Source organism: Rahnella sp. NRRL B-41462 (assembly GCF_003263525.1).
Classification (GTDB): Bacteria; Pseudomonadota; Gammaproteobacteria; order Enterobacterales; family Enterobacteriaceae; genus Rahnella; species Rahnella aceris.
The window spans coordinates 1-17,378 of the sequence record NZ_JYDF01000085.1; the positions used below are offsets into that span (position 1 = coordinate 1).

At 48.3% G+C, this 17,378-nt stretch carries 14 protein-coding genes and 2 pseudogenes; 8 read left to right on the top strand and 8 right to left on the bottom strand.

All coding sequences use genetic code 11. The features are described from left to right. On the bottom strand, window positions 1-759 hold a 759-nt coding region (gene nac, locus UC14_RS19310; RefSeq protein WP_112198240.1), incomplete at its 3' end, for a nitrogen assimilation transcriptional regulator NAC. 369 nt (window positions 760-1,128) lie between these two features. Here nac and UC14_RS19315 point away from each other — a divergent pair. After that, on the top strand, window positions 1,129-2,334 hold the full coding sequence (locus UC14_RS19315; protein ID WP_112198234.1) for a pyridoxal phosphate-dependent aminotransferase: 1,206 nt from the start codon (window positions 1,129-1,131) through the stop codon (window positions 2,332-2,334). Window positions 2,335-2,402: 68 nt separating this feature from the next. Here UC14_RS19315 and UC14_RS19320 read toward each other — a convergent pair whose 3' ends face one another. Genes UC14_RS19320 through UC14_RS19330 form a run of 3 tightly spaced genes read right to left on the bottom strand, consistent with a single transcriptional unit; the run spans window position 2,403 to window position 4,954 of the window. Next, a complete protein-coding gene (locus tag UC14_RS19320; RefSeq protein ID WP_198670091.1) occupies window positions 2,403-3,389 on the bottom strand; it encodes a biotin-dependent carboxyltransferase family protein in 987 nt (328 codons plus the stop codon). An 11-nt stretch (window positions 3,390-3,400) separates the two neighbouring features. After that, window positions 3,401-4,111, bottom strand: coding sequence for a 5-oxoprolinase subunit PxpB (gene pxpB / locus UC14_RS19325; protein WP_112198236.1), 711 nt, complete (start codon window positions 4,109-4,111; stop codon window positions 3,401-3,403). 3 nt (window positions 4,112-4,114) lie between these two features. Beyond that, window positions 4,115-4,954, bottom strand: a complete 840-nt coding sequence (locus UC14_RS19330) for a transporter substrate-binding domain-containing protein (protein ID WP_041689107.1) — start codon at window positions 4,952-4,954, stop codon at window positions 4,115-4,117. A 239-nt stretch (window positions 4,955-5,193) separates the two neighbouring features. Here UC14_RS19330 and UC14_RS19335 point away from each other — a divergent pair, with 239 nt between their 5' ends. Beyond that, window positions 5,194-6,114, top strand: a complete 921-nt coding sequence (locus UC14_RS19335) for a DMT family transporter (protein WP_112198237.1) — start codon at window positions 5,194-5,196, stop codon at window positions 6,112-6,114. 103 nt (window positions 6,115-6,217) lie between these two features. Here UC14_RS19335 and UC14_RS19340 read toward each other — a convergent pair whose 3' ends face one another. Further along, entirely contained in the window at window positions 6,218-7,654 is a 1,437-nt protein-coding gene (locus UC14_RS19340) for a PLP-dependent aminotransferase family protein (RefSeq protein WP_112198238.1), read from the bottom strand. A gap of 98 nt (window positions 7,655-7,752) precedes the next feature. Here UC14_RS19340 and UC14_RS19345 point away from each other — a divergent pair, with 98 nt between their 5' ends. Together UC14_RS19345 and UC14_RS19350 are read left to right on the top strand one after the other, a co-directional pair. After that, a complete protein-coding gene (locus UC14_RS19345) occupies window positions 7,753-8,541 on the top strand; it encodes an arylamine N-acetyltransferase (protein ID WP_037034582.1) in 789 nt (262 codons plus the stop codon). A 352-nt stretch (window positions 8,542-8,893) separates the two neighbouring features. Further along, window positions 8,894-9,634: a hypothetical protein gene (locus UC14_RS19350; RefSeq protein WP_013576007.1), complete on the top strand. Its 741-nt coding sequence runs from the start codon at window positions 8,894-8,896 to the stop codon at window positions 9,632-9,634. 285 nt (window positions 9,635-9,919) lie between these two features. Here the strand turns inward: UC14_RS19350 and UC14_RS19355 are convergent, their stop codons facing one another. Then, window positions 9,920-10,765 (bottom strand): hypothetical protein, encoded by an 846-nt coding sequence (locus tag UC14_RS19355; protein ID WP_232829707.1) that lies wholly within the window; start codon window positions 10,763-10,765, stop codon window positions 9,920-9,922. 426 nt (window positions 10,766-11,191) lie between these two features. Further along, window positions 11,192-11,542: a hypothetical protein gene (locus UC14_RS19360; RefSeq protein ID WP_013576005.1), complete on the bottom strand. Its 351-nt coding sequence runs from the start codon at window positions 11,540-11,542 to the stop codon at window positions 11,192-11,194. Between the two features lie 966 nt (window positions 11,543-12,508). Between UC14_RS19360 and UC14_RS19365 the strand changes: the two genes are divergently transcribed. The 4 genes and pseudogenes from UC14_RS19365 (at window position 12,509) to UC14_RS19380 (ending at window position 15,960) form a co-directional block, all read left to right on the top strand. Next, complete coding sequence (locus UC14_RS19365) at window positions 12,509-13,516, top strand: hypothetical protein (RefSeq protein ID WP_013576003.1); 1,008 nt, start codon at window positions 12,509-12,511, stop codon at window positions 13,514-13,516. 271 nt (window positions 13,517-13,787) lie between these two features. Next, window positions 13,788-14,405: a LysE family translocator gene (locus UC14_RS19370; RefSeq protein ID WP_112198239.1), complete on the top strand. Its 618-nt coding sequence runs from the start codon at window positions 13,788-13,790 to the stop codon at window positions 14,403-14,405. A gap of 105 nt (window positions 14,406-14,510) precedes the next feature. Next, window positions 14,511-15,087 (top strand): annotated as a pseudogene (locus tag UC14_RS19375) (tyrosine-type recombinase/integrase). A 210-nt stretch (window positions 15,088-15,297) separates the two neighbouring features. Then, window positions 15,298-15,960, top strand: coding sequence for a hypothetical protein (locus UC14_RS19380; protein WP_232829708.1), 663 nt, complete (start codon window positions 15,298-15,300; stop codon window positions 15,958-15,960). 225 nt (window positions 15,961-16,185) lie between these two features. Here UC14_RS19380 and UC14_RS19385 read toward each other — a convergent pair. After that, window positions 16,186-17,364 (bottom strand): annotated as a pseudogene (locus tag UC14_RS19385) (IS110 family transposase); the annotation flags it as partial. Window positions 17,365-17,378: the final 14 nt, after the last annotated feature.

The window sequence follows — 17,378 nt, forward strand, 5'->3', positions numbered from 1 at the left end:
ATCCGAGGCTTTGAGCATCGCGCGGGCGGCGGATTCCGGCATGATCGTGCAGCCTAAACCTGCCGCCAGCGCGGCATTGAGGGTGGTTTGCGATTCGATTTCGCACTTCACGCGGTACGTCACAGCTTCATGGATAAACGCGTCGTCGATGACTTTTCGCATGATGTTGTAAATGCGCGGCAGGAACAGGTCATACTTTGCCACCTGCGCCAGGCTGACGGATTTCAGCGGTTTGCTCAGCGCGTGCGGGCAGACGAAATACAACTCTTCTTTCATCAGCGGCATAAACCGTAATCCGTGAATTTCCCGGTTGCCGTAAATCACCGCCATATCCATCCGGCCATTCATGATCAGCTCGCTGAGCGTGGTGCCGAAGTTTTCATTGAAATACAATACGATGCCCGGATATTGCCGGTGGACTTCTTCCATCAGCGGCAATGCCAGTTGCTGTGCGGCGGTGCCCGGCGCAAGCCCGACAGAAACGCTGCCCGAAAGCGCCAGCGCCGAGCCGTCAATCGCGCTCTGGGCCTGATCGCACTGGCGCAAAATGGCCTGCGCGTGGATATACAAAATCTTGCCCGCTTCGGTCGGCGTCACGCCGCGTTTGGTGCGGATCAGCAGTTGCTGATTCACTTCGCCTTCCAGCGTCGCGAGTTGCTGGCTGAGCGCAGGCTGCGCAATGTGCAGGATATCTGCGGCCTGAGTGAGGCTACCCACATCGACAATCTTGATAAAATATTTAAGGCGGCGGAGATTCACGATGGCATCCTCATCACGGAAACAAGTGGTGTTATAAGTAATGTGTATGAAGCAAGATGAGTGCCAACACGCACTAACAGGCTGATTTATGTCCGATATCCGGTTTTCCTTCTGATTTACCCGCCGATTTATTCACTGCATAGCCGGATGTTTTCTGCCTTTGCGCAGCCTCCCGAATAATGAAAATCCCTGCCTGCACTGCGCCGGTGCAAATTGCCTGATTTGCGCGTTCAGCCATTGTTTTGTGTTATGTCACCACAACAAAGCGCTATTGGTCGGCGCGGTCCGTTCCTCATTACTCTTTCCCCTGAAGTGCCTCATCGCTGTCCGTCTTTTTACGTTCGATAAAAACAATGGAACCCCAGGACCATGCCTGATATCGCCGATCGCTTAAAAAATGTCTCTGTTTCTGCCTCCGTCGCCATGACGCAAAAGGCCCGTGACCTCGCAGCCGCAGGCGTGAACGTCATTGCGCTTTCTACCGGTGAACCGGATTTTCCGACGCCCCCTCATGCCACGGAAGCCGCCTACACCGCTGCGCTCGGCGGTGATACCCGTTATCCGCCGACCGACGGAACCCCGGCGCTGCGGGCGGCCATTGCGCGTAAATTTCAGCGCGATAACAACCTGAATTACGACGTGAGCCAGATCCTCACCGCAGGCGGCGCGAAGCAAATTATTTTTAACGCGATGCTGGCGACGATTAATCCGGGCGATGAAGTGGTGATCCCGACGCCGTCGTGGATTAGCTATGCGGATATCGTCAAATTTGCGGGCGGTATTCCGGTGCCGGTGGCCTGCCCGGAGGAGAACAATTTCAAGCCGTATCCGCAGGACATCGACGCGGCGATTACGCCGAAAACCAAGTGGCTGCTGCTGAATTACCCGAGCAATCCGACCGGTTCCGTGGCAACCCGCCAGGAATTGCAGGCGATGGGCGAGGTGATGCTGCGCCATCCGGGCGTGTGGATCCTGACCGATGACATTTACGAACATCTGATTTATGACGACGTGACGTTTTATACGCTGGCCGAAGTGGAACCGCGTTTGCTCGATCGCGTGCTGACGGTCAACGGCGTGTCGAAAGCCTATTCCATGACCGGCTGGCGTTTAGGTTTTTGCGGCGGTCCGCAAGATCTGATTAAAGCCATGAGTAACGTGAACACGCAAAACAGCGGCGGCGTCACCACGCTCACGCAGGCGGCGGCGGTCGCGGTGCTTAACGGCCCGCAGGATTTACTGAAAGAGCGCGCCGAAATCTACCGCCAGCGCCGCGATTACGTGCTGGAGCGGTTAACGTCCGTGCATGAACTGCGCTGTCATAAACCGCAGGGCGCGTTCTATCTGTTCGTGAACATTGAAGGCTGCATCGGGAAAACCACCGCAGGCGGGCGTCACATCAATAGCGATGCCGATTTCGTGATGGCGCTGATCGAAGAAAAACACGTCGTCACTGTGCAGGGCGCGGCCTACGGCATGAGTCCGTATTTCCGCATTTCGTATGCGACCAGCATGGAAGTTTTGCAAGACGGCTGCGACCGGATAGCAGCGTTTTGTGCGGAGCTGAAGTCATAACGTCTGAGTCAGAAGCATAAAAAAACGGGCCTTTTCTGGCCCGTTTTCTGTTTCATCCATAGAGCGTTTTAAACCCCCATGATTTTCTTCACCGGCATAATGCTATCGCGCAGGCGGGTGAGCCACTGGCTGATCTGCGCCGCAACAGCAATGGCTTCGCGTGCATCGCTTTTGATCAACTGAATACTCTGACCGGGCTGAACCTGCGCCAGGCGCCATAAATCTTCTTCAATAATTCCGGCAATTTTCGGATAGCCTCCGGCAGTATTGGCGTCAGCCAGTTGAATGATCGGCTCGCCGGCAGGCGGAACCTGAACGATGCCGGGGACTAAACCGTATGAACGCATTTCGATGACTTTCGAGGGCGTGACCGGCGCGCCGGATAAGCGGTAACCGGTGCGGTTGCTGTGCAGGGACACTTTCCACGGCTGCGACCAGAAGCGGGGAAGATCGGCTTCAAACAGCGAATATTCTCCGGCGGGAATAGCCCGCAGTTGCACGCATCCCTCAGTGCTGGTCGGGAATACGTTTGCCAGCGCGATCTCCGGCGGCTCAATGCCCATACCTTGCGCAGGCAGGGGAGATGCGGTGGTTTTACCCGCCGCGAGGCGATCGTTTTTCTCCAGCGGTCGTCCGTCTAAACCACCAAAGCCACCACGCAGCGCGGTGCTGCGCGAGCCCATAACGACCGGCACGTCAATGCCTCCGGCGACGCACAAATAGCTGCGGGCACCGTAACGCGGGAACTGCATTTCCAGCTCCTGCCCTGCGCGGACGGAACACGCCCACCAGGGCGGAAGATCTGTACCGTCGAGCTTCGTGCGGCAATCTGCGCCGGTGATGGCAATGCTGGTATCGGCGAGAAACCGGACCTTAAACGGAAACATCTGCACTTCAATGCAGGCGGCGTTTTCGTCATTGCCCAGCATGATGTTGCCCGCGTGAAACGCCAGCGGATCCATCACGCCGCTGACAGACACGCCGATATCCCGGAATCCGTTGCGGCCCGCGTCCTGAACAGTATTCAGCGGGCCGGTTTTCACTATTTCAATCACGGCTGGTTCAGTCACAATTCAATCCTTTCTGGCAGAAAGCGCACGCTGTCCCCCGGTGCCATCAGCGCAGGATTCTCCGCCTGCGGGTCAAACAGCGTCAGTTCGGCGAATCCGATGGCGTTCCAGCCGTTTGGCCCGGTCAGCGCGGAAATCCCGGTCTGTGCGCCGCCGATAGTCACGGTGCCTTTGAGCATATTCAGCGAGGGGACTTTTTTACGCGGCGTGGCAAGAGACGGATCCAGCCCGTGGAGATAGCCAAAACCCGGCGCGCTGCCCAGTGAAAACACCGTGTAGCAACCCTCAGAATGGCGGCGGATGACCTCGCGCGGCGAAAGCCCGGTATGCTGGCAAACCGCGTCCAGATCGGTGGCATGTTCACCGCCGTAAATCACCGGAATTTCAATCAGTTTGCCTTGCGGATGTAAGGCCTGTGCCTGTTCCCAGGCGGCCACCAGCAGGGCAAAGGTGGCGTCGTAATCTGCCGGTGTCTGGCGAAACAGCACCAGCAAATTGGTCACGCCGGGGATCAGTGATTCGATATCATCACGCGCGCGCAATGCGACCGCCAGTGACCAGATGCGGCGCTGGGCGGGCAGGTCGAAATCTCCCGGCGCTTCAATCAGCCATGCACGGCTGCCGATGGTGGAGATTTTGATGTTGTCGCCCTGACTGGCAAGAATAAAAGAGGCGCGGGAAGGCGCCTCGTGCGACGCAGTGATCATCGGTTATTCCAGAGGTTCGAATTTAAGGCTGGAGAGCGGCTGAACTTTGTCTTCGCGCACCATTTTGTATTCGGTATTTGGCCCGATCCAGGTATCCCAGATTTTATCGATGGTGCCGTCGTCATCCATCGCTTTCAGGCTGCTGTTAACCTTCGCCAGCAATGCCGGTTCGTCCTTTTTCATGCCGACGCCAATCGGCTCCAGCGCCATCGGCTCTTTGATCATCCCCAGTTCAATGCCGTCTTTTCCGGCCTGAGAAATCATTTTGATGGCGGTCATGGTGTTGGTCACAAAGCCCACCGCTTTATTCTGTTCCAGCGCCAGAAAGGCCGACGCAGCATCCTGGAAGGTCACGGCTTTTGCGCCTGCCAGATATATCGATTGTTCAGACGTTGTGCCTTTGGTGGCGCTGATGCGTTTGCCTTTAAAATCCGCACGAGTTTTATCGACGTTGGGCTTTTTCACCACCAGCACTTCTTTCGCCACGTAATACGGATCGCTGAACTGAATCTGTTGGCCGCGCGTTTTGGTATACGCCAGATTGGCAATCAGCACGTCGGCGCGGCCAGTGGCGATCACTGCAATACGCGCTTCAATAGACGTCGGCATCAGATTGAGTTTTACGCCCATCTGTTTAGCTAATGCCGTGCATAAATCGACGTCCATTCCCGCCAACTGGCGCGTTTTCGGATCCGGCGACGAGAACGGCGGCACATCGGAATACACGGCACAATTGAGTGAACCGCGTGCCTGAATATCAGAAAGAACATCCGCTTTCGCAGAGGAAAAGGCCGCCATCAGTGGCAACGCCAGCAAGGAACAAGACAGTAACTTCAGTTTCATCATTCATTCTCCGGGATTTTTTAATTAGCAGTGTGTGACGACAACTTCCCCTGGCTCACTGTGAGCAAAACTGGCTGCGGTTTCTTTATGAGTCAGCCCGACTATATAAGCTCACCCTGGCGTTGTATAAGAAGTAAACCCTGTATGGCGATACGCTTTTTGTATGACCGGGAAAAAGGCGGCTCTGCCAGAATAGCGGACAGATTCATCCCGCTGCTCACCAGGAACGAAGGTTAATAATGAACGCCAGAATGGGCATTTCGCTAAAAATATTATCAGCCCTGTGTGCCACATTAATGCTGGCCTGCGTGAAAGGGCTGGGCGGAAATATACCTACCGGAGAAGTGATATTTTTTCGCTCTTTCGTTGCCTTATTCCCGCTGCTGATCTGGCTCAAATTGCAGGGCCCTGTTTTCCCCCAAATTAAAACGAAGAATATATCCGGCCATTTAATTCGCGGCTTTTCCGGCACGGGGGGAATGTTTTTTAACTATCTGGCGTTAGTGTATATCTCGCTGGCGGATGCCACGGCGATAAGCTACGCCGCGCCGCTATTTACGGTGGTCATGGCCGCGGTTTTACTGCGTGAAAATGTTCACGCAGCCCGCTGGCTGGCGGTGGGCATCGGTTTTACCGGCATTATCGTCATGCTGTGGGCGCATCTGACAGACAGCGGTTCGCTGCTGTCGGGCAGTTTTAAGCAGGTTTCGGCGGGGCTGGGCGTGATTCTGGCGCTGCTGGCGGCGATGTGTACGGCAGTATCTTCGGTGCAAATCCGTTTTTTAAATGGCATCGAAAGACCGGGCGCGATCGTTTTCTACTTCTCGCTGATGACCATGCTGATTGGTCTGGCGACGATTTTCTTCGGCTGGAAAATCCCGACCACCTTGCAGCTTTTACTGCTCATCGGTTGCGGCTTTTTTGGCGGAATGGCACAGATCCTGATTACGCTGAGCCTGCGTTACGCCGATGCGTCGCTGCTGGCGCCTTTTGATTACACCACGATGGTCTGGTCGATGATGCTTGGTTTTCTGTTCCTCGACAGTTTTCCGTCATCTTCCACGCTGGCCGGTGCGTCAATCGTGGCCGCAGCCGGGATTTTCGCCTTATTGAGTGAGAGGCGTATAAACAGAACGGCTATTATCAAATCAGCAAAGTAGGGGAGTAAGGGGGGCGGTAAGCATCCTGATCTCCTACCGGATATCTCAAACGTGCGTGCTTACCTTTAGCAGAGGGATTAGTGTGGACTTAGGCATGTATGAGTCATTCGCGCTGACCAGCCAGTTCATGACAAAGCGCACCGATCTGTTCCACTGCATTGAGCAAGGTGGGCGAGGGTTCATTCGCACAATTTAACCGCAGGAAGTTCTGAAATTCCGCCCCCGGGGAAAACAGGAGGCCAGGACTGACACCAATGCCCAGCGCCAGCGCGCGACGATGTACCACCAATGCATTCAGCGGATGCGGAAGTTCTATCCACAACAAGAAACCGGCTGTCGGCACGGCAACACGAGTGCCCGGAGGGAAGCTTGCGTTGACCCGGGCGATAACGGCGTGTACTCCCTCCGTGACCCGGAGCTTCAGGCGCCGCAGATGACGCTCGTAGTCTCCACTTGCCAGTATATCGCTCGCGGCTGCTTCAAGCAGCGGTGCGCCTGCCCAATCCCCGGCCATGCGGGCCTGCAATACCTGCGTGTGGTAGCGTCCTGCCGCAATCCAACCGATTCTCCAGCCCGGGGCAAGGGTTTTGGATAATGAACTGCAGTAAATCACACTCCCGCTCTGGTCGAAGGCCTTGCAGGCCGGAGGACGCTGCCCCTCACCGGCCAGGTCACCATATACATCGTCCTCAATTAAAGGGATGCCTGCACGTTCAATCAGCGCAACAAGTTCCTGCTTGCGGGTGACGGGCATACTGGCACCGAGTGGGTTTTGCACCGTGGGCGAAGCCAGCACGGCTGCGGGACGGTGGCGCTGAATAGCTTCACCCAGAGGTGCCAGCAACAAGCCTTCAGCGGGATCTGTGGGGATTTGCAATGCCTTGAGGCCTAGGTCCTCCAGCAGCAGGAGCGTACCGAAGTAGGCGGGTTGCTCAATGGCCACTACATCACCAGGCTGACATACAGCCCGCAGAGCCAGACGCAGTGCCTGCGTCGCGCCAGCCGTAATGACGAGATCATCCGGACCAAAACGGGCACCCCACTGTGCAGCGCGTACGGCTATATTTCTGCGCAGGTCTGCCCTTCCCGGCGGCAGGCTGTAGCTCTGACCGTGTGCGTCCAGACGACGGCTTGCAGTCTGCAACGCCCGCTGTAGCGTATCTGTTGGCAGCCATAGGGGATCGGGCAGCGCTGCGCCAAGCGGCACCAGACGGGCTTCTGCGCTGCTGAATAGCGAACGGGCTACTGCTGACATTGTCACGGGGACCGGGCCAGGTAAATGATGGGAAGACTGCATGTTCTGAGGTGTGTTTATCTGGCAAACGAAGTAGCCAGAACGCGGACGCGCAACAATCAGGCCTTCGGCCTCAAGACAACGGAGTGCTTCCAGTGCCGTTGGGAGGCTAACTTGCTCGCGTTCGGCCAGTTTACGCGCGGAGATCATCCTGTCGCCGGCTCGCAATACACCTGATGCAAGGGTAAGGCGCAGCATTTCAGCAATCCGGCGGTAATGTGGGGACAACAGACGTGGGACGGGCATTGCGAACTGTACAGTCTGATTTTCGATAAATCTGACTATACAGACAATGATGCGGCCCTTCTATAGTAGTGCCGAACCCGAGCAATCAAGGAGGCATTATGCATAGCGACAACTTCGACCTTTCGACTTATTTCCGTCGTATAAACTACACCGGGCATGCAGCCGCCGATACCGCCACGCTGCACGCGCTCATGCGTCATCAACTCTTTTCGGTACCCTTCGAGAATCTGGATGTACAGGCTGGCAAAGTCGTCTCCCTGGTACCCGAAGACATTGCAGACAAGCTGTTACAACGAGGTCGTGGTGGATACTGCTATGAGGTCAATGGGCTATTTGCAATGGCGTTGGGCGCTTTAGGTATTACCTACCGTTTCGTTGCAGCTCGTCCGATGTTCTACCCGGCACGCCGACCGAAAACGCATATGGCATTAATTGCTGAAGTCGATGACCGCCTGTGGCTTTGCGATCTAGGGTTCGGCAGCTACGGTATTCGCGCACCGATCGCCATAGACATGCCAGATACCGACATCGAACAGGATTTCGACACTTTCCGACTTATCCGTGACGGTAATAACGAGTACCTGCTACAAGCGAAGGTGGAGGGCGAATGGGCCAATCAATACAGTTTTGATCTGTCACCCCAGGAGTGGATTGATTTCGTCCCGGCCAACTACCTCAACTCCACCCATCCTGATGCCATCTTTGTGCAGAAGTTACTGATCGTGCAGCACGTCCCCGAGGGTCGGCTGATTTTGCTAGGGAATGTGCTGAAGACGATCACAGCAGAGGGCGTAGAAAAGCAGCAACTGACGGAAGACGATATTGCCCATGTCCTGAAAAACCGCTTTGCTCTGCCTGCACCGCAATACATCGGGAAGACAGTGTAATCCTGAGCACAGCCTTCCCTCTATTTATCCTCATGAAATATGCAGAGGGCTGGCTGGCATACCTGTCGCAGACGACTCATTCAACACAGGATGGTCTGGAGGTGTTTTTAATTCAGTTGCAACACTGATGCTAATAGACCCTTCATTGAGCAGGCAATTAATGTCTGCTCTTTGCTTGTAGCAATCATTGAGTGCCTCTTGCCGACGCTATGTGCCTGAGGCGGATGTTACTATCATTATAGCTCGCGAATGAATGGTAATCATGTCACCTGCACTTCTAAAACTTAAGTTCTATTATGTTATGCCGATAATAAAATAAATTACATACATCAGCGGCTAAGGAAGCAAAGCAGTGAGGGATTTATCAAAATATACAAAATCTTTGGATTTGGCTAAGTACTACGTCTATGCCTTTTATGACATGGAAGATGAGTTCAGGAAGCCTTTTTACATTGGAAAAGGCAAGTCAGATCGCTGTCTTGATCATATAAAACGTCTCGATGACTCTCCGAAATCTCAGCGGATTAAAGCACTTTTAGAACTTAAGAGGCTGGGTATCGATATTCTTCGCCATGGCATGGATGAGTCAACGGCCAAACTTGTTGAGGCAACGTGTATTGATCTCTTAGGTGTCGGAGAACTTACTAACAAAGTCCGGGGAAGCAGCTCTCTGATGGGGCGTATTACGCTTGATGAGCTACAACACTTGCTACTTAAAGAAGAGACGGAAATTGCTCATGAGCATGCCGGGCTCGCTTTTCTTCTTAACAGTACATATAAGTCTGGTATGAGCTCACTTGAATTATATGAGTCCACACGTGGCATTTGGGCAAACGTTCCTAAAGACGACAGACTTAAATTTGCTTACTCAACTTATGGGGGGCTCATTATGGAAGTCTACGAAATACAGTGCTGGGTGAAGGCCGGCTCTCAGCAATACTTTACGCGTGATTTGACCATTACTACTGATACTAATCGCTTTGAATTCGTTGGACGAATTGCAGCTAAAGAAGTCAGAGATTTGTATGTGGGAAAACTAATCAAAAAAACACGCAGCCACGGAAGTCCCTTTGTAAAAGTTGGGATTATCTGAGGCCTTTTATAAAATTTAAGTTCCTCATAACCACGATTTAGTTAGTACGGTCTTCGCTCATAGCAGCCCATTGAAATCCCTTTTGGGGCTGCTGTGTGCCAGGAGCGGACATTACAAAAACTCTGATTGGTAATCAATGGGGAACGTAGGGATGAGAGCGAGTAATAATACTTGGAACATCTTATCTTTAGAAATGTTGGAACTCCATGAATGGTTGGTTTCATGGAGTATGCTCTTTCAATCCAATGAGATTATATTTTAACAGTAATTACGATTGATGAATTATTATTTATTATTGAAAGAGAAAAACTCCCATCTACCTCCGCTAAATATAGCTGTGGAAAGCTTTTCTCCATCATAGTTGTAATGCCTCATTTTAGATATAGGACTGGTCCCTTCGGCATGATAATAATAATTAACTAAACCTAACCTTGCGGTTGTATCCCAAAAGGAGCCCGTGATGTTGCTTGCCCATGAGAACGTATAAAAAATAAGGCAGACGAAAATAGGTGATGAAAAAACTCTAAAAAAAAGAACCCTAGAGTTTAATAAAACCAGTTCTGATGAAGTAAGCTTTTCAATTCGCTTTCCTGTTCTCATTCTCACTGATAAGTTCGCCAGCCTTATGAATTTATTTCTTAGGAAATTTTCCTTAATGGGAGTGAGCAAAGACATCAAAGCTATTCCAATGAATTCAGGAATGACGATCACCAATGAAAAAATCCCCACGAGAATTAGATAAGCAAACGGAGTGAAGAAAATGCTAACTACATTAGTAAAGTCACTGAAGAATTTAGGGTCGAGATCTGTAGTGATATAAATCCAACGTCGAGCTAAATAATTGGTAATGACAAATGACAGTGCTGCTAACAACGTGATTATGGTCTTTCCTAATAAACCTGACCATATTTTTTTAAAGATATAAACGGAGCGATTATATATATCAATTGCAAAAGAAGCACTCATTACTACAAAAGCGAATCCTGTTAGGAAGAAAGAATCGCCACCGAATAAAAACTGGCTGAGTAAAGAAACCATAAATGCCAAAGAGCCAACATATAAAACAAATCTATTAATTGGCGTGAGGTTATAGTACCTCCTTATTTCCACTACCAAACGCCAACTTTTCATCTTGAAATGTTTGCAAGCCCTTGGATATAAAATTGCAACAGATATTGCTAACGGAACTGACACCCACATAACAGCTAATGTTATGAATACTGGTTGTATTACGGTCATAAACTTAATGTTTTTAAATGAAATCATGTTTATGAATGTCAGAGCCAAACAAAGCAAAATCAATTTAAAGAACATTCTGCTAAGTAGTTTGTTTAGTTTATAAGGCACGGTCGAAGTCTCACTTTATCAAAAAGCATCATTAAGATAGCTAATAAAAGTTGATGAAAAAAAGCATAACGAACAACTGGTTGGACTAATACATCCGATTCCACTCATAACAGACCTGACAGTCGCTTCTGTCCACTATGTGCGAGGAGCGGACATAAATAGCATTGATATGCGTTAAGTCGCTTTATAATAAAATCCTGAAAGAGGAGATTAGGCTGTAAAAAACATAACTGCAAATAATACAATAATGATGAACATAAGCCAGACAGCACACATTACTAAGCTCTGAACTTCGCGTGGCGCTCCCCACGGTTTCGACAATTGAACTACAACCCAGATGAATCCGGCTACCAAACAGCAACCTACAGCTAGTCCAATAAGGGATAAAATTGTCGCTCCAAAAAAATTTTCTACATTCAACTTGCCAGTCCCAACGACTAAGGTTAAAACCTCAGCAGTGACCGTTGCTACTGATACGCCCGCAAGGGTTGCTATATCGGCGATAACAGCCAGCCTATCTTTGGCATTCCCATTTGCCAGTGCTGCTAATATTGTTTTCATCCAATCGAAAGACCTGCTATGTGTTAATTAAAAATATAACCTACTGATTATTGTATCTAACTTTGCTTCTCTTTTAACTATTATCTTGTCCGCTCCTCGCCCATAGCTGCCGGTGGTCTTTCTAGGGCTGCAGAGCAATTTTACTAAAGCTGAGAATATATCAAAGGGTTGGAAAAGGTGTGCTCGACTCTTTTTCAGAAGCGGACAGAGTAAATCAAAAGTTATCAGCCATAGGATTAAGTCTATGATGAAAAATAGTTTAGGATTTATGTTAAAAGGTGGTGAATGACTGACCATAAAATATACAGAGTGAATGCAATCTGTAGCACCTTAAATGGATATCTTATATAGCGCCATTCGTGGCGTTCTCTGGCGTTGGCTTTTGAGATTGAAGCTTCTAAATTTGGTTTTTTTTTTCCTTCTTTTCCGCAGCTCAGCACAACCCCAAACTAAAATAAGTACTACCACCACAATTTTAAGAAGTACTGAGCTGTCTATATTGAAATGTGTTTCCCAAGTCCAATTAGTATTGTTCATCCTTTCTGACCTTTTACATTTTAGCCTGATCTCAAAGAGTTATAACAAGTAATGACTTGCATATCCACTCAAACAAAATGGTTAATCAAAATTCTTAGCAATGATCATGTCCTTAACAAGTTGCATAGTGAAGTCAGATTCGTGTTGGGTAAATGACTTTCCTACCTTTTTGGGCACGATATCAGGCCCTCGCTCATAGCAGACCTTCAGCGTCACGTGTTTGTCTGCTGCGTGCCAACAGTGGACGCATTGTCTTTAAGTTCAAGACTGACTTTTCTTGCGTAGTCTATTATTTTGCGCATTTCACCCCCTTTAAATCGGGGAACCATATATAAATAAAAATCTGATAGATAAATGATTCTTGACTTTAGCTCTTTGTCACTTTAAAAGAAATGTAAGCCTATAAAATTTTATAAAGGAAGCTGGCTCATGTTGCAGCAGGATAGCCTTCAGCAAGAAATCATTGCATCTATTAAAAAATCACTCACTTTCGATATCCTATATCAAAGGATAAGACCTGACATATCAAAATTCATCAATGCCACCTCAAAGCTATCCTTAAAAGGCCTCGATGAATGGGAACGATTAATTCGAGCAGAGATTTTCTATTCACTTCGACAGTATAGTCAGAAGCAAAGTGATAATGATTTCCAGCAAGTTGGATCACTCAGATGGATGGACATATGTAGCGCTGATGGTTTCAGACGCGAAAGAGCGCTAAGGACACTATCTGGTGGTGCACCAAATAGTTTTTTATTAGCTTTAGTTGTTCGGAAGCTAAATGACTGGGTTCCGCAGGTAAGAGCTGCAGCGCGTGATGCTTTGCCATTGGTTGCTGAAGAATCTGACCCTGAGTTTATTGTTGATGTCTTATTTATAACTCTTCCCTACTGGGATTCCTGGGGGAGAATGGAAGATATCGAGAAAGAGGTACTCATGAAAGTGGTTATGATGGAGAAAGTAATTAATGCTTTAAAAAAACGGCTTCTAACATCCTCTTCAGGGCCTGTTGCTACTATATTTTCGCAGGCAGGACGCACAACAGCTCTGGATAAATTTTTAGCTGAGATTTCAGAAAAATCAATTCAACCCTCCCTGCGAGCCAAAGCGTATCGTTGCCAGTTTGAAAGTAAATTTGTTTGGGCTGAAGGGCTGACATGGCACTGGATTGACAAAATATACGGCATACAGCGACGCATCCCTGCTTTAAAAGAACGAATAATACCTACAACTCGCCCCTTTATTGATACTTTGAGAATGGCAACAACCGACCGCTCACCAATGGTTCGGCGTATAGCTGGCGAAATGCTCATAAAAGAATTGAATAACATCGGTGATGAAGCATTCAATCTGGCAAATATATTGGCTTCTGATAGGTCGCCATCAGTAGCAGAACGCGGAAGATATGCATTAGCCGACTTAGAAAAACGAAACTGACCATTCACACACATACATTGGTATGCCTGTGGCCAATTAAGCGATAATACATATTATTTGCTATGGGTTTATCCGCCAACATCTGTGAGAACGATTGCGGACTTCCGCTACTCGCTCTCAGCAGACCCTCAGCGTCACGTGTTTGTCTGCTGTGTGCCAACAGCGGACGTTGTTGGCATAGTGTTATGTTGTTAACTGGGAGAAGTTCATAGGGTGTGCGGTTCGAGCAATGAGGGAGCTGTCTGACACTAATTAATGATGGAGAAGATGGATGACAAGTGATTTGATCGCGGTTTCTGCTATTGGCGTAGCTATCCTGTTTGGTGCAATGAGCCCGGGAGTTAGCTTTCTTCTCGTCGCCCGAATGGCCATGTCCAGTTCGAGACGGGCGGCTTTATCTGTTGCTGCAGGTATGGGTTTTGGTGCGTCTGTTTTTGCTGCCATAGCGTTAGCAGGTCTTCACACCCTGCTGACTCTGGTCCCATCACTTTACACAGGACTTAAGGTTGCAGGCGGTTGCTATCTTTTATGGCTGGCGTTGAAAATGTTTCGTCGCCCTTCAAATCGTTTTAATGATTCTGCCGGTACAGAGGAAGTAAGCGTCTCAAAAGCTTTTATGACTGGCGTTTTTACGCAAATCAGCAATCCCCATACTGCGCTGGTATTTGCCAGTATTTTTTCCGCAGCGCTTAGCAAAAATATTCAGCCTGCTATGTACATCATCCTGCCCACAATGGCATTCGTTATTGATGTGCTCTGGTATGCAGTCGTTGCGTGCTTATTATCAACTGACGGGCCACGTCAGGCTTACATTAAATACCGTAAGTTTATAGATAAACTAAGCGGAGGCGTTATGGCCTTTTTGGGAATACGACTGCTGTTGAAGTGAGACTGACGAGTACGATGTCGTCTAGTGATACGAAGTGTTCATGTACGCTCCTCGCTCATTAGGGACAATCATACTTAAACCTCCCACATTGCAGGAGATTTGAGCATGAACACGTCACCGTGGAGCAAAGACCGTATCATCGGACAAAAAAGACCGCTTCAGATATCTCATATCTGGGGGATTCGAATTAGACTTGAATTGGAAGGCAAAACGCGCGATTTAGCCCTGTTAAACATGGCCCTAGACAGTAAACTCAGGGGCTGTGATCTGGTAAAACTCAAAGTATCAGATGTTGCATATGGCAGTTCTGTTTCGAGCAGAGCAACGGTGTTACAACAGAAAACTGGTAGCCCCGTCCAATTTGAGATAACCAAAGGGACAAGAGAAGCAGTTGCAGCGCTAATAAAGCTGGGCAATCTGCACAGTAAAGACTACTTGTTCCAATCTAGGGTCGGTTCTTGCCAACACATTTCAACCCGGCAATACAACCGTATTTTTCATGGATGGGTAGGAAAGTTTGGTCTCGAAGATTCGCTGTACAGCACACATTCCATGAGAAGAACAAAACCTTACCTGATTATACAAGAAGACCAAGAATCTCCAGGTCATCCAACTTCTGTTAGGTCATAAGAAACTGGAAAGCACAGTGCGATATCTGGGCATTGAAGTCGACGATGCGTGAGAGATCTCTGAGTCGATTGAAGTCTAAGGTTGTCAGGGCTGCAACAGCAGTCCTGTGCCAGAAGTTGGTACAAGGCATATTTTCTCAAAAATTACAATATTTTATTTAAAAAATCCTTTTGCATATCAACTCCTGATGCAACTTATATTTTTTGTAATAGTTTGATATGGGTATTGCATGTGCCTAATCTAAACATCCCAGGTAGCCAAAGTGATTTTAAATGACATCCTTAAAATATTTGAATCAATTACATCTCCGTTCCACTACATATTCAAGAGGAAACTCTCTCATTATTTATATCAAAAAAATATTATTGGGATTCTAACCAGTGTTAATGATAAAAAACTACGAGAACGTTATAGGCCGCTCGATTTGATTGATGCCAGAGAGTTTAGAGGGATAATAAATTCACTTTTCCAACCTGGTGACTATCACTTTTCTACAATGGATATCGCTGTTGCAATTAATATTGCAACAGCGCATTATTGCGACAATGAATTTAACAAGCATAGCCATGAAATTATTGATTTCTCATATCACTTATCACGTGAAATAAAAGAGTCAATAATTAAGAGCAAAGTAATGCGAGATGGTCTAATTGATTATGGGAAAAACACTAGCCTAATTGATGTAAATTCAGAACGGACAGCAATTGAAGATCTATTCAAAAACAAGAAGGATTTATTTAAGCATTACTTCTCAACATTTAACAACACTAACTTTAACCATAGCATTAGAATCTGGCATCAAAGTAATGATAATACTTGGGTTGATTGGTCCGAAAAAAACTCTATAAGCATAAACATCAACCCATACAAAATTCGTGAGGGTTTATTTTTAGTCGGTTTCGATTATTTTGATATTACAAAATAATGAAAGTTTGCATGTTGCCAGCAACAAAGATGGATATGAATACTTTAATAAACACTTGAAAAATAGTTCATATGTATGGATGCGGTAGGAAAGATAAAAAATAAATGCAAAAAAACGGGCAAATGATCATTAGCAAGAATGAAATGCCGCCATTATGTTGTCAGTCTATGGGGAGGGCAAAAGTACAAACGTCTGCTTCACGCCCTGAGACATTCGACAAGCTTTTTATGGCTTCAGTAAGGGCGAGTGTCGCGCTTCGAGAGCCAGCAAATACTTCGCTTCATCGTACTGGGTTCTGGTCTTCCAGCAGCGGTAAATGATCCTTATCCATTTGAATGCCAGAGCCCGGATTGCAGACTGGTGAGATTTTCCTTTTTCTCGCAGTCCCTGATAATAAAGTCTGGCCCAGTATGATGAGTTAACCGTTTTGGCAGCCCATTCAACGAAGGTCTGCCTGACGAACTTGGCATACTGCCATCTCCAGTGAACCCAGCATTTCTGGCCACTTCTTTCTGTCACCGGTGCAATACCTGCGTAGTTTTGAATTTCTTCAGCGCTATTAAACCGGTCACGGTTATCACCAAGTGCAGCAAGCATTCTTGGGCCCATACACGGCCCCATGCCTGGAAGTGATTTGAACAGCCCCGCATCTGGCAATGTGTCAAACAGCGCTTCGATTCGTTCGTCATAGGTTTTTATGATTTCACTCACGACTTTAATTTGTGTCGCCAGTGCTGTTGCCATCAAAGCATTAGCCTCTATAACACTCGAGTCTGTCGTCAATGGGATCGCGTTATCAATACTTACAACACGCTGCTCGGTAAGGGCCATTGCGCGACCGCCTTTGGCATTCAGAAAGTTGCGGATCGTCTCGCGCCTGGCTCGTTTAAGTTGTTGCAGACTGGGCCATCGTATAATCAGTTCACACAACAGTAAGCTACCCCGATGTGAGAACCACTCCAGGGGCTGAGGATAATACTGTTTAAGCGTGTTGATTATCCGGTTCACAAAACGGCGTGTATCTTCAACCAACTGACGACGCTGCTCAACCAGTTGCTGGAGTAACCGGATATCCGCATTGTCGGGTTCAATAGCTTTTATCTTTTGGGGATAACGCAGCATTAACTCTAATGCCAGCTCTGCATCCTGCGGGTCATCTTTAGCGCCGCTGGGCGAGAAGGCTTGCCGGTAACGAGCCAGGGACAAAGCGTGGACAGGGAAAACAGTGATAAAGGGATATTTTTGAAGAGCATATACCACGGGGCCCTTCTTCAGCTCGAGAGCTATGGCGATTCTACCTTTTACCTTCTGGTGTAACTCAGTAAGCCAGGCATCAAGCGCTTCTGCTGTATGTTCAATCACATGGAATACGCGTTCGCCGTTTTTAAACTGAACACAGACATTCGTGTTTTTTTATC

Bases quoted from the DNA above. Each gene is read 5' to 3' on its own strand.
- UC14_RS19315 (WP_112198234.1), top strand. From the start codon at position 1,129: ATGCCTGATATCGCCGATCGCTTAAAAAATGTCTCTGTTTCTGCCTCC.
- pxpB (WP_112198236.1), bottom strand. From the start codon at position 4,111: ATGATCACTGCGTCGCACGAGGCGCCTTCCCGCGCCTCTTTTATTCTT.
- UC14_RS19330 (WP_041689107.1), bottom strand. From the start codon at position 4,954: ATGAAACTGAAGTTACTGTCTTGTTCCTTGCTGGCGTTGCCACTGATG.
- UC14_RS19335 (WP_112198237.1), top strand. From the start codon at position 5,194: ATGAACGCCAGAATGGGCATTTCGCTAAAAATATTATCAGCCCTGTGT.
- UC14_RS19340 (WP_112198238.1), bottom strand. From the start codon at position 7,654: ATGCCCGTCCCACGTCTGTTGTCCCCACATTACCGCCGGATTGCTGAA.
- UC14_RS19345 (WP_037034582.1), top strand. From the start codon at position 7,753: ATGCATAGCGACAACTTCGACCTTTCGACTTATTTCCGTCGTATAAAC.
- UC14_RS19355 (WP_232829707.1), bottom strand. From the start codon at position 10,765: ATGAAAAGTTGGCGTTTGGTAGTGGAAATAAGGAGGTACTATAACCTC.
- UC14_RS19360 (WP_013576005.1), bottom strand. From the start codon at position 11,542: ATGAAAACAATATTAGCAGCACTGGCAAATGGGAATGCCAAAGATAGG.
- UC14_RS19365 (WP_013576003.1), top strand. From the start codon at position 12,509: ATGTTGCAGCAGGATAGCCTTCAGCAAGAAATCATTGCATCTATTAAA.
- UC14_RS19370 (WP_112198239.1), top strand. From the start codon at position 13,788: ATGACAAGTGATTTGATCGCGGTTTCTGCTATTGGCGTAGCTATCCTG.